10 protein-coding genes are annotated in these 12769 nt (G+C 36.8%); 9 read left to right on the top strand and 1 reads right to left on the bottom strand.

Going from position 1 to position 12769, the window contains the following annotated elements; all coding sequences use genetic code 11:
* The first annotated feature begins 60 nt into the window (after nucleotides 1-60).
* The 8 genes from AABJ51_RS02555 (at nucleotide 61) to AABJ51_RS02520 (ending at nucleotide 11449) form a co-directional block, all read left to right on the top strand.
* A complete protein-coding gene (locus AABJ51_RS02555) occupies nucleotides 61-3186 on the top strand; it encodes a SusC/RagA family TonB-linked outer membrane protein (protein ID WP_338374283.1) in 3126 nt (1041 codons plus the stop codon).
* Nucleotides 3187-3198: 12 nt separating this feature from the next.
* Nucleotides 3199-5211, top strand: a complete 2013-nt coding sequence (locus AABJ51_RS02550; RefSeq protein WP_338374282.1) for a RagB/SusD family nutrient uptake outer membrane protein — start codon at nucleotides 3199-3201, stop codon at nucleotides 5209-5211.
* Nucleotides 5212-5229: 18 nt separating this feature from the next.
* The gene (locus AABJ51_RS02545) at nucleotides 5230-5706 is read left to right on the top strand and encodes a DUF5018-related domain-containing protein (RefSeq protein ID WP_321577239.1); all 477 of its coding nucleotides are present in this window, start codon (nucleotides 5230-5232) and stop codon (nucleotides 5704-5706) included.
* A 67-nt stretch (nucleotides 5707-5773) separates the two neighbouring features.
* Nucleotides 5774-6904 carry a glycoside hydrolase family 43 protein gene (locus tag AABJ51_RS02540; RefSeq protein WP_338374281.1) on the top strand — a complete coding sequence of 377 codons (1131 nt, stop codon included), beginning with the start codon at nucleotides 5774-5776 and terminating at the stop codon, nucleotides 6902-6904.
* An 11-nt stretch (nucleotides 6905-6915) separates the two neighbouring features.
* On the top strand, nucleotides 6916-8295 hold the full coding sequence (locus AABJ51_RS02535) for a family 43 glycosylhydrolase (protein WP_338374280.1): 1380 nt from the start codon (nucleotides 6916-6918) through the stop codon (nucleotides 8293-8295).
* A 27-nt stretch (nucleotides 8296-8322) separates the two neighbouring features.
* Nucleotides 8323-10212: an alpha-L-fucosidase gene (locus tag AABJ51_RS02530; protein ID WP_338374279.1), complete on the top strand. Its 1890-nt coding sequence runs from the start codon at nucleotides 8323-8325 to the stop codon at nucleotides 10210-10212.
* 754 nt (nucleotides 10213-10966) lie between these two features.
* On the top strand, nucleotides 10967-11224 hold the full coding sequence (locus AABJ51_RS02525) for a hypothetical protein (RefSeq protein WP_338374278.1): 258 nt from the start codon (nucleotides 10967-10969) through the stop codon (nucleotides 11222-11224).
* A gap of 21 nt (nucleotides 11225-11245) precedes the next feature.
* A complete protein-coding gene (locus AABJ51_RS02520) occupies nucleotides 11246-11449 on the top strand; it encodes a GTP-binding protein (protein ID WP_338374277.1) in 204 nt (67 codons plus the stop codon).
* Nucleotides 11450-11518: 69 nt separating this feature from the next.
* Here AABJ51_RS02520 and AABJ51_RS02515 read toward each other — a convergent pair whose 3' ends face one another.
* Nucleotides 11519-11809 carry a transcriptional repressor gene (locus AABJ51_RS02515; RefSeq protein WP_338374276.1) on the bottom strand — a complete coding sequence of 97 codons (291 nt, stop codon included), beginning with the start codon at nucleotides 11807-11809 and terminating at the stop codon, nucleotides 11519-11521.
* Between the two features lie 256 nt (nucleotides 11810-12065).
* Here AABJ51_RS02515 and AABJ51_RS02510 point away from each other — a divergent pair, with 256 nt between their 5' ends.
* The gene (locus tag AABJ51_RS02510) at nucleotides 12066-12674 is read left to right on the top strand and encodes a TetR/AcrR family transcriptional regulator (protein WP_338374275.1); all 609 of its coding nucleotides are present in this window, start codon (nucleotides 12066-12068) and stop codon (nucleotides 12672-12674) included.
* The last annotated feature ends 95 nt before the right edge of the window (nucleotides 12675-12769 follow it).

Genomic DNA, 12769 nt, shown 5'->3' with positions numbered 1-12769 from the left:
AAAATACTTTTGCTTCATCAACGTTGACATTACATTTCTAATAACTAATTTATTTTTTACATGAAAAACATTTTTCAGAAGAAAGGTCATCCTCTCTCTGTTATGAAAGCTGAGGATATGACCGACAAATCCGGAGGAAAGGAACGATGTCTGCGATCATTGTTTTTAATTGTACTGATATTATTATCTATATCCTCTTTTTCTCAGAATATTCAGGTGAGAGGTATTGTTGTAGATAAATCAGGAGATACTCTCATTGGTGTAAGTGTAAGTGAAGATGGGGTACAAAATGGAACAATCACTGACCTTGATGGCAAATTCAGCCTTACGGTTTCATCAAATGCCGTACTGAATGTGAGTTATGTAGGATATTTATCTCAGAAGATTTCTGTAAATGGACAGACAGAGATGAAAGTCACTATGCAGGAAGATGATAAAGTGCTGGATGAAGTAGTGATCGTAGCCTATGGGTCAGTTATAAAACGAAAAATTACAAATGCCATAACAAGTGTCGATGTCGATAAGATCGGAGATATGGGAGGATATTCCAATGTATCTTCTGCTCTACAAGGAAGAACGCCCGGAGCCATTATTACTAATTCTTCGGGTATGCCGGGAGCTACTCCTTCGATAAGTATACGTGGTGCAGATGCTCCATTATATGTAATCGATGGTATTGTACAGGATGCTACAATGTTTAACAGGCTCAACTCTCAGGACATAGAATCTATCTCTATAATGAAAGATGCTGCATCTGCTGCTGTATATGGAGCTTTGGCCGGAAATGGTATTGTGGTAGTGAAAACAAAATCGGGGCACGTTGGCAAGGCCCGAATAAATTATACATTGGATCATCAGTTCACAAAACCAACAAGGGCAAAGAGCAATATTAGTTCGTATGATTTGGCTTCGACCCGTAACTATCTCGATAATGTATACGGCTATACACCAACGTATTCAGTCGAAGCATTAGAGGCCTACCGGACAGGTTCTGACCCTGAAAATTATCCCAATGTTAATTGGCGGGATGAGATTATGAGAAGCCTCGCACAATCTGACAGGCATTCGTTGACAATAGATGGCGGAAGCGAAGATACGCAATACCGTATTTCGTTAGGATATTTTAATCAAGGATCATTAATCAAGCCTATCGAAGGTGAAGAAGTGATCAAATATAGTACCGCGAATATCGGGCTGAGCCTTACTCATAATTTCCGAGCTATAGGGTTAACAGTAGGATTGGATATGAAAAATAACTTTATGTGGCAGGACGGTAAGAGTGAAGGGGAAATAATGCGTCGCATTAAATCTTATCCTACAGAAAAAATTTACAATGCTGATGGAACTTATTTTGCTAACACCTCTTTCTTGTACTTGCATCCTAAAAGCGGATATACGAAAAATACCGATCCTGTAATGAATAACCGCTTAAATATGGAATGGAATGTATATGGGATAGACGGTCTGAAAGCTCTTTTTAATGGAAACTATAAAACTTCGGCTTATACTTCTAAAAGTTGGAATAATGCCTATGTTGCATCATATTATCCCGACGGTACAGCTTTGCCTGTCTCGACCAAACCTTCGTTAAGTATGACAAAGAAGAGTTTTTGGGGATATGAATTTAATGTGGGACTGCAATATGAAAAAACATTTGCTGAAAAACATAACTTAAGTTTATCAACCTTCTACAATCAAACAGAATCTTATTCTGAGGAATTGAGAGGAGGTAGAACCGATTATCTGACATCGTCTGTTGATCAACTATTTGCAGGACCCGAAGATACAATGACCAATGGTAGTGAAGCCGCAGAGAGCGGACGCTTGGGGTATGTCGGTATACTTAACTATGATTATATGGGGCGTTATATATTGGGTGCCAGTTTGCGTATTGATGGTAGTGACAATTATTCTGATGGAAATCGTTATGGATATTTTCCTTCGGTATCGGCAGGGTATGTTTTCTCGGATGAGCCGTTTATTAAACCTTTAGCCGAAAAGTTTAAAATAGATTTATTGAAACTGAGGGGTTCGTGGGGTAAGACCGGTATTGAAGGGTCGCGTTTTGCTTATTTTTCGAATTGGAGCATGGGTTCTGCGGCTTTTGATATTGCAGGTAATCGGGCGCCATCTGTCAATACTCCCGGATTGATCTCTCCGGATCTGACATGGTATTCGACCCGGTCGACGAATGTCGGTGTTGATTTCTCTATGTTAAAAAATAGGTTGAGTGCCACTTTCGACTATTTCGTACAAGAAACAAAGGGATATCTGATTAGTCCCAGTGATATTTATAAAACGCCACTAGGCACAAATCTCCCTCAAATAATGTCAGATGATAAATTCAGGAGGGCTGGTAGCGAGATCACTGTCCGATGGAAAGATTCATATAATGAATTACGATATGAAATTGGAGCAAATATATCATTCTATGATGAATTATGGGTTAAAAAGAATGAGGATATCAATACCAGTCAAAACCCGCTATTGACATCTGTTGGAAAAACTTTATCTGATGGTACCAGGATGTTTATCTCGAACGGACTATATTCTGATCTAGCAGAACTCTTAAACAATCCGCATGCACTATGGACTACCAATGTCAAAACCGGAGATATCCGCTATGTGGATGTAAATGGTGATGGACGGATAGATACAGATGGTTCGTGGTCTGACGACAAAGTCTATAATGGTTTAACAAAAAAACCGATCATGCAATATGGTCTCGATTTTAGCTTGGCATATAAGGGGTTTTCATTGACCGGCTTGATACAAGGGGCTGGTAAGAATTATAAGATAATAGGGACAGAAGGTATGGCAGTCGGGTTTAGTCGTATTAGATTCTCTCAGGATCTTGATTATTGGACACCTCAGAATACCGGAGCTAGATATCCAATTCCAGATACAGGATCAGGCTTAGCCAATAATTATCAGGAATCTTCCTTTTGGGCAGTAGATTGCAAATATGTGAGATTAAAAAATCTTCAGATTGGATATGACTTTAAATATAAATTATTAAAAAATACACCTTGGCTCTCTAACTTAACCCTGTCGCTTGTCGGACAAAACCTGTTTACAATATCTAAAGCCAATGATTATTACATAGATCCGGAACAAAATGATACAAACAATTTTGGATATCCGATTACTAAAACATATTCATTAGTCCTTAATATCGGATTTTAATACATGAAAACTATGAAAGTAAATAGAATACTGGCAACTATTGGAGTTGTAACTGGAAGCTTATTCTTGAACTCCTGTGAGGATGTTCTCGACAAAAAGCCTTTGGATTTAATACCTGAAAATGCTGTTTGGCAAGATGGTGCGATGGCTCAAGCTAACATAAATGGATTGTATGAAAACCTGCATTTTTTCTCGCATTGGAATGGTGACCCTATAACATATACCGGTAGCGAGAATTCGTATAACTCCGAATGCCAGAGTGATATGTTTTGGGGGCATTGGCTGTCTGCTAGAGGAAAAGACGATACAGGATGGACAACATCTACTAATTTCGGATGGGATGCCTTTGGGTTGGTACGAAAAACCAATATTGCGATTGCTAATCTGTCTAATGAAGAAAACCGAAAAGCTATGGGAACAACCACGGCTGACGATTTACTCGGACAAGCCTATCTCCTTAAAGCCTCGTTTTATTTTATGCAGGCACGTAAATATGGAGGTTGGATTATTGTAGACGAGGTTTTGGACAATGATGGAGCCAATGCCGGAAAAGACGATAATGATGCTCAAAAGCTGAAGCTGCCTCGTGCAACGATGAAAGAAACGTATGATTATATTATCGATCTGTGTGAAAAAGCAGCAGGTTTGTTAAATGAAAATCCTAAAACAGGCTTACTTCCTAAAGGAGCCGCATATGCCCTGTTATCGGAGGTTTGCCTGCATGGAGCATCGTATATTGATTATTTTGAGAATACAGTATCAGATGCCGATATACAGGCTTATTATAAAAAATCAATTAAGGCTGTTGAGGATTTAGATGCTTTAGGTAAATATTCGTTGGTTTCCGGTTCAGAGAATTTTCGTAAAATGTGCTGTGACTACGATTATGCTCCAACTTGTCCCGAAAATATATTTAGTATACAGAGAAGCGAGCTATATACAAGAACCGATAGTAAATATGTGCATATACATAGATTGTTGGTAAAAGCATGGACTTCAGCTTTGAATGATGGCGTGACCATTAATACCTCTTTCCAGTCGTTAGATAAAGGGTATAAAATCGTAAATGATGCTCAGGCTCAGATACAACCCGATCCTGCAATGGTTGAAAAGGCGTACTACATTATAGACACAGATGGAAAAGCAAGACGTTTTGAAGAGTCGAAACTATTTGCTGATAATATTGATATTGTAACAGAAAAAGACCGAAAAGGTATAACTCGGACAAAACGGAAGTTGAAAGCTAATTCGTCCTATACCTCTATTTCCGATTTACTTTATAAAAACCGGGATAAACGCTTTTATGCAACTTTTATCTATGATGGCGGAGAGTTCTTAGGAAATACGATCTATTTTCGGACAGGAGGAAATTACCATCGGGATTCGTATACTCCATCATCTCAAGGTCGCGAATTCGGATCTCAAACCGGAATATTATATCAAAAAAAGATCCCTCAATACAGGGATATGCCGAGTAATTCGCCGATTAATGTTACATATCCGATTTTTCGTTTAGGACGTTGTTACTTAAATACTGCAGAAGCTTATCTCAGTTTAGGGAATGAAACCAAAGCCAAAGAATATATAAACAAAACTAGAGTCCAACATGGAGGGCTTCCGGCGTTAACATCCGAATCAGGCGGAGAATTGAAAATGATTTATCTGGATGAGAGAGCAGCTGAGCTGAATTTAGAAAACGATCGTTACTTTACACTGCTTCGTACTGGACTGGCGTGGGGGACTACAGATCCTGCAACAGGATATCCGACAGGGGCTAAAGGTGGAATCATTCCCGAATTGAATAGAGGAGATAATCCTACGAAGAAACTAGAGATCGAAGTCCCGGGTAATTATATGGTCGAAGCGGATTTTATGAAGCCGAATGCCTATTACTACCGCGAATTGCCTACTCCCCAAAGTGATCATAACTTTATATTCACAGCAAAGAAAAGATATCTGTTACCTGTGCCGCAAAGTGAGCTCGATCAGAATCCTAATTTATGGCAAAATGATAATTGGAAATAATATTTTATAAAGAATAAAATGATGAAGAAATTTTTATACTTAATAATAGGAACATTATTGGGGACTGCATTATTCAGCTCTTGTCTGAACTCGGACATCGATGAATCGGAATACTCTGTCGAATGTGAAGTTTCCAATGTCGAATTTGAGCATAGGTGGGCTATTGAATCTAATGTAGAAGGCATATACACCTTATACTTTAAAGGTCTGGATATTACTAAAGTAATCGATGCAGAAAAGCTTGAAGTGTTATTGAATATAACTGTACCTGGTACAAGCGGAAATTTTACCTCAGAGATAAGAGATGAGGTAAGTCTTTCTAAAATAGCCTGTATGCTGACTGTATCTCGTGGAGCTAAGGTTACTCCTCTAAATGGTGCCCCGGTTTTAGGTACATTGGGAGACTATTCGGGAAAAACATATACTTATCGTGTGACGTCCGCATCTGGCAATTACAAAGATTGGACTATTGTAATAAGCAGTTTTATAAAGTGATAATTTAAATAATAAAGCAGCTCAGGCAGGATCCTAGTCCTGCCTGAGTTATAAATACAAAATTATTATGAATATCAAAATATATTGCTCTATTTCCTTATTAATCTTTAGTCTAGTCTTAAGGGCACAAGTTATCAAATATATAGATTTTCATCCCGGAAAACTTTGGTTTGACACAAATGCTGACATAATAAATGCTCATGGTGGAGGAATACTCTTTTACGAAGGAACATACTATTGGTTTGGAGAACACAAAGGACAATTCTCTAACAATGCATTGGTGGGAGTTACTTGTTATTCATCAAAAGATCTGTATAACTGGTCATTTGAAAAGATAGCTTTACCTGTTTCGGATAATCCAGACAGCCCCATCGTAAGAGATTGTATTATAGAAAGACCTAAAGTAATTTATAATAAGAAGACAAATAAATTCTTGATGTATTTTCATCTTGAACTAAAAGATCAAGGTTATAATTCAGCTCATGTCGGTATTGCAATAAGTGATACGCCAACCGGGCCATACACACTTGTTCGTAATAGTCGAGTAAACGCCGGGATATGGCCTGAAAACCTTTCATATGATCAGCAAAAAGAAAATGAGAAGGACAAAGAAATATTGAAAAAGGCGTGGACTCCGGAATGGTTACAAGCAGTTGAGACAGGACTTTTTGTCCGGAAAAATTTTAAAGAAGGTCAGATGAGTCGCGATATGACTTTATTTGTTGACGATAACGATAAGGCATATCACATTTATTCTTCCGAAGACAACGGGGCTCTGCATATAGCAGAACTTACTGATGATTACTTGCAATATACAGGTAAATATATTCGAATATTTCCGGGCAAATACAACGAAGCTCCAGCCGTTTTCAAAAAGGACGGAACATATTGGATGATAACTTCGGGTTGTACAGGTTGGAAACCCAATGAGGCCAGAATGTTCTCTTCTACATCAATATGGGGTCCATGGACTCAGCACAATACGCCCTGTCAAGGAGATGATTCAGCATTTACATTTCATTCTCAAAGCACATATGTATTACCTGTTGCAGGAGAATCAGACAGGTTTATATTTATGGGAGATCGGTGGAATCCGCAAAATCCAATTGACGGAAGATATATATGGTTACCTATAAAATTTGAAGATGGATTACCTGTTCTGAAATGGAAAGATAAGTGGAACCTATCAGATTATTAATATTTAAAAATATGAGATATATTTATTTGATATTGCTCGCATCAGCATTTTTTCAGGCTTGCATTAGTGAAAAAATTCCGAAAGCGCACATTGAACTTAATAACCCGATTATCCCGGGATATTTTGCCGATCCTTCAATTGTTGAGTATGAGGGCAAATTTTTCATATATGCCACAGTTGATCCGTGGGGTGCTGAGTTTTTGGGCTGTTGGGTATCAGAGGACTTTCAGAATTGGACTTTTCATAAACTAAATTGGCCGACTAAGGCGGCATGTACATCTGAAAAATCAAACCATAATAATGTGTGGGCTCCCTCTGTTATCAAAAAAGGAAATGCTTTTTATATGTATGTTTCAGTAGGATCCGAAGTTTGGTGTGGAAAAGCCGATCATCCTCTGGGTCCATGGAAGAATATCTTAGGCAATAAGCCAATGATACCATTCGACACCAGCCTCTATTATCATGTTATAGATGCAGAGGCTTACATTGATTCCAATGGTAAAGCATATCTCTATTGGGGATCCGGCTGGGAATGGGTTAATGGTCATTGTTTCGTCGCTGAACTCAACGAAGACATGTCTTCATTCAAAACAGAACCTAAAGAAATAACACCAAGCCATTACTTCGAAGCTCCTTTTATGGTAAAACACAATGGAAAATATTTTCTAACTTATTCTCAAGGAAAAACCATTGATAAAACCTATGAGGTACGTTATGCAATAGGGGATAATCCATTAGGTCCATTTATTGAAGCCGATAACAGTCCGATACTCAAAACAAACGACAGCCTGCAAGTATATGGTCCCGGACATCATACAATATTCGATTACAAGAAGAAGCATTATGTTTTGTATCACCGACATAGCTTGCCTTTTGTTACAGGTACAGCCTTAAGGCAAATTTGTATTAACGAATTGGCGTATGATGACACAACCCTTTTGATTAAGAACATTTCCCCGGCCCTTACTGTATCCTTTCCTAATCTGGCAAAGGAAGAAATAGAATACATCAAACCAAAACTTATTACAGCGAGTAGTGAACAAAACAAATTCTCGTCGGTGAAAAATATCATAGATGACAATAATGCAACCCGATGGGAACCTTCTTCGAGAGACAATCTTACTACTATTATATGCAGTTTTGAAGATAATACTCATTTTGGTTCCGTAAAGATAAAATTTGAATACCCATGGAAGGATTATTTTATAAAAATAGAATCTTCGACAGATGAAAAAAACTGGAAGCTGGTTTCTGACTATAGCGAATATGGAATATCAGGATCACCTGTTTCTATACCAATAAATGATTCGGCCACCTTTATCCGAATTACTTTTAATAAATGGGATAATAAAAATAAACCTTCTATATGGGAATTATCTTTTATCAAATGACTTATTTAAAACTGAAACTAAAATAATATGACGCAAAAACTAAAACTAAGTGTATTTTTATTGTTTATCTCCATAACAATATCTGCACAAAACCTAACGCCTTTCTCCTTTGATGAGCCACAGAATTGGGTAGTAAAAAAAGGAAAAGCTGAGGTTATTGAACAAGGGGCATATAAAGGCAAAGCTCTGAAATTATCGCCTAATACCAATCTTGTTTTATCCTTTCCGGTACAATCGGCTTCCCGGTACAATCTGACGGTCTGGATGCGAACAGAAAGCGGTGCTGATGATATGGCTGTACAAACGTCCAACTTAGGCAAGAATAATATAAGTATAACGACAGCTCTCGCTACCTGGACTAAATTTGAACGTATACTTAATATCACAACCAACCAAAACACTGTAGACCTTGGTGTTATATTCGGTAATTCCCAAGGAAATACTTTCGCATGGATCGATGAAGTAAGTATTCAGCGTATAGGTGATTATAAAGAGATTACTTATACAGGCATACCTAATGCCCTGAAAAGGGAAGTTAAATCTGATTTGGGTATAGAAATGCAACCTGACGAGAAAATACAATGGATGCTTGATGATAAAATAGGTATGTTTATTCACTGGGGACTTTATGCCGGACCTGCAAAAGGAGAATGGTATATGGAAAACCAAGGTGTTGATCCCGAAGAATACCGAAAATTAGCTTACCCTATATCTGGAGACTTATATTTCGATGCGAAAGATTTTGATGCTCAGAAGTTGGTGGATTTAGCGAAAAGAATCGGAGCCAGATACATGAGTCTGACTACCCAGCATCATGATGGATATGCATTATTTGAAAGTAAATACATAAATGCTTTTACAGCTAAACAGACTCATAATCGTGATTTTGTAAAAGAGTACGTAGAAGCCTGTCGTGAAGGCGGACTGAAAGTCGGTCTTTATAAGACCCTCATCAATTGGCGTTTCCCCGGATACTATGATGTGACCGGAACCGATTGTAAACCCAATAAATTTGGCTATACTACAGCCTCTTGGCATAAAGAAAATGCCCGTTTAATGAAAGAAGAACTTTACTGCCAGACCAAAGAATTAATGACAAAGTACGGAAAAATAGATCAATTATTCTGGGACGGAGGTTGGTTAGGGCAACAGGGCTCGGATGCTGATGGAGCATACTTTTGGGAATCGGGAAAATATATGCGAAACGACAATCAATGGCCTGTAAATCCTTATTTTCAAGATATAGAAGAGAGTACCGGCAAGCCCTTAGGTTTGATGGGAATTGTACGTAAATACCAACCTGACATTGTAAGTAATATACGTAGTGGATGGATCGGCGACTACACTAATGAAGAAGGAGGTGGCGCTGTCAAAGGTGAAATAAGAGGTGGTGTTGTAGAGAAATGCTTTACATTAGCCCCCGGATGGGGATATACAAAGATGGCTGAGGACTCCTCCAAAATTATGTCATTGAGTGCAATTAAGCGGATTTTTGCCGATTGTATAGTGCGTAACATGTGTTTCCTTGTAAATGTTGGGCCTGATAGACATGGCAATATTCCTGAAAATTACGAAAAGCGTCTTTTGGATTTTGGAGATTGGGTTAATAATACATCTGAAGCAGTCTATGGAACACGGGGGGGTCCTTGGCAACCGGTAGATGGGCAGTATGGATTCTGCTATAAGGATAATGTTATTTATATTTACTTTTTGGGAGAATACACCAGAGATTCATTTACAATGCCTCCGGTCAATAAAGGAATGAAGGTTCTTAAGGCTTATAACGTTTATACGAAAGAAAATATTAAAACCAGCCGCAAGGATCAGAATATTATATTAAAGGGTATCAATCCTATTCAAGGAGATTTGACTATAATTGCTGTAGAATTGAATAAGAATGTAAGACCCGAAATATAAAGAAAGAATGAGATTTTTTATTGTCTCTATATATGTTACTTCAAGTATTATTGAAGCAGAATAATTTAAGATTCTATTGGGAGGAGAGGTGTCTGTATTGAATTGCAAATGGTGATGATCTTATTAATAAGATGGTTTTGGGAGGGTATTGAATTGGTTTAGTATACTTCAATAATCTGTATTGTAAAATTCAATAAATCCGATATGCAACGTATAAATCAGTCAAAATTCAATCATTAAAATATATTCTCTTATAGGTATACACTAAAAAAACATGAAGAAACTCCCTAAGATAAACTTTTAGGGAGTCTTTTTCATTCCCACACTTAACTATTATCAGTCATCAAGATGTGGATATTGGAAAGTTAATAACTACAGATTCCACAAAAAACAAAAAAATGCAATCATTTTCCATAAATGAAACAATGATACAATTGTATTCATATCACATTTGCAACCTGATTTATTTTTAATTAAAAATATGCATTATGGAATCAGTCAAAGAAATATCACTCAAGAATAACTAAAAGAACTATCAGCTCATATCGCTAATTTGAGTGAATCCAATGTGAAAAAATCAAATAGAATTCATGATTTACCAAGAAATGTAATAAACAATTTAGAAAAAAAGAATGAAGCTATATAGAAGTAAGCATTATATTTTATGGGATACTCCCTGCATTAGGCTATGTATTACTGCAATCGATGTTTATTGTTGGTGTGCGATCACATTGACAACAGGGTAAAGATAGAGATGAAAGAAGGACTACTTCGGTTTTACAGAATGGACGAGCAATACCGACTCAATAAATACCTGCGGAAACCTATTCTTCAATGTCCTATCTGTATGTCTTCAGTCTGGAGTATACCCAGTTATTGGATACCCATTATATATAAGTTCGGATTCAATATGGAGATGCTATATCTGGGAGCGGTTAATATCTGTGTGGTAGCTTGCGTCAATGCCCTGATCTGGATGAAGTTCAAATCTATGCAAAAATCATTATTATAAAACGAATTATCTAATCAAACAATGAAGGGCAGGATACCCGTGACAATAATAACTGGTTTCCTCGGAGCCGGAAAGACTACTCTTATCAATAACCTGATAAAGAAGCACCCTGATAAAAAATTTGCTATTATCGATTATGTCTTAAGACCCGAATACAATTTAATATATTCGGATTTATTTTTTAAAACAATCAGGACATATACCCTCAAGCAAAATTTGAGCTGATTCAACTTGATATCCTGAAGGTAAAAGTAGATTTTATCTAATAGAGAAAAATCTAAACAAGTAACTTTATCACAATGAGTGCAATGAAAATACGGATGTACCTTTGATAAAACAAACTGGCTGCTTAAGGCATATTTTACTGTAGTGTTGTTCAGTTACAATATGATGTATCACTTTGGCTTCTTCTAATGTTTTCAGAGAGCGGTAGAAAGTGACACGATCGAATAAGTCTAAAAATGCATCTTTGATTTCATTCTCAGTTAAGGCAGTGTCATCGCTTTCTATCAGTTTATCTATAATACATTTACGACAAACCGTTTTCTTGACGCCATGCTCTTTTAATATTTGTTCTGCATTCATAATTATTCTTTTTACAAAAAAAGCCTCGTATTAACTTGCTGGATGAAGAAGAGATATAACTTATTAGATTTTATGACAGAATATTGGGACGGGAAATATATAGGTTTATTGATTCCTTCCTGAAATTATTATCTGAATGAATTATGTAATATTTCTAGGTATTCAAATAAGTTAAAATACCAAGAAATGGTGATTGTACTATTTCGTTCATAGTTGTTATTTTGGATTCAAATAATGAACATTGTTCTCTATTGAAATGAGGGTATTAAAAGACGATAAATATAAATCTATACTACGAGCCGCCCGAAAGGAGTTTATACTAAGAGGCTTTAAAGATGCATCCATGCGTACTATTGCAAAGGATGCAAATGTAGGATTGAGCAATATTTATAACTATTTCAAGAATAAAGATGAAATATTTCTTGAAATTGTATCACCTGCCAGAGATGATTTGTTTGCTTTTGTAAAAGACAAACATACAGAAAAGTATATAGACTTCAATTTTATGTCTACCCGTGCTTATCAGGAAGAAACTGTGGATGTATATATACAATTGCTGATAAAGTATAAGGAAGAAATCCGGCTTTTACTTTTTTACTCGCAAGGTTCAACAATGGAAAATTTTAGGGAAACTCTTACCGAGTATCTTACCGACGTTTCGAATAATCACAAAGCAATAGTGAAGAACCATTATCCGCAAGTACAGGAGGTTTCGTCTTTTTTTACTCATACCCTATGTGCATTTATGGTGAGTATTGTAGGTGAAATTGTAACGCACGATATGGAGAAACATAAGATCAGGGAATTTTTTAAAGAATACTTTCGGTTTCAGATTGCCGGATGGCGCGAATTAACAGGAATATAAAGGGAGGCTAACGATGGCCTCCCTTCTTTTTTGAACAAAATAGAACATTGTTCGCTATTGATTAAACTTAACTTAGTAAATATATAATATGATCG

Source organism: Indolivaga capnocytophagoides (assembly GCF_036511535.1).
GTDB lineage: Bacteria > Bacteroidota > Bacteroidia > Bacteroidales > Dysgonomonadaceae > Dysgonomonas_A > Dysgonomonas_A capnocytophagoides.
This window is presented reverse-complemented; position numbering and strand designations above follow the sequence as displayed.

Coding starts and splice junctions, on each gene's coding strand:
- AABJ51_RS02555 (WP_338374283.1), top strand. CDS start 61: ATGAAAAACATTTTTCAGAAGAAAGGTCATCCTCTCTCTGTTATGAAA.
- AABJ51_RS02550 (WP_338374282.1), top strand. CDS start 3,199: ATGAAAGTAAATAGAATACTGGCAACTATTGGAGTTGTAACTGGAAGC.
- AABJ51_RS02545 (WP_321577239.1), top strand. CDS start 5,230: ATGATGAAGAAATTTTTATACTTAATAATAGGAACATTATTGGGGACT.
- AABJ51_RS02540 (WP_338374281.1), top strand. CDS start 5,774: ATGAATATCAAAATATATTGCTCTATTTCCTTATTAATCTTTAGTCTA.
- AABJ51_RS02535 (WP_338374280.1), top strand. CDS start 6,916: ATGAGATATATTTATTTGATATTGCTCGCATCAGCATTTTTTCAGGCT.
- AABJ51_RS02530 (WP_338374279.1), top strand. CDS start 8,323: ATGACGCAAAAACTAAAACTAAGTGTATTTTTATTGTTTATCTCCATA.
- AABJ51_RS02525 (WP_338374278.1), top strand. CDS start 10,967: ATGAAAGAAGGACTACTTCGGTTTTACAGAATGGACGAGCAATACCGA.
- AABJ51_RS02520 (WP_338374277.1), top strand. CDS start 11,246: ATGAAGGGCAGGATACCCGTGACAATAATAACTGGTTTCCTCGGAGCC.
- AABJ51_RS02515 (WP_338374276.1), bottom strand. CDS start 11,809: ATGAATGCAGAACAAATATTAAAAGAGCATGGCGTCAAGAAAACGGTT.
- AABJ51_RS02510 (WP_338374275.1), top strand. CDS start 12,066: ATGAGGGTATTAAAAGACGATAAATATAAATCTATACTACGAGCCGCC.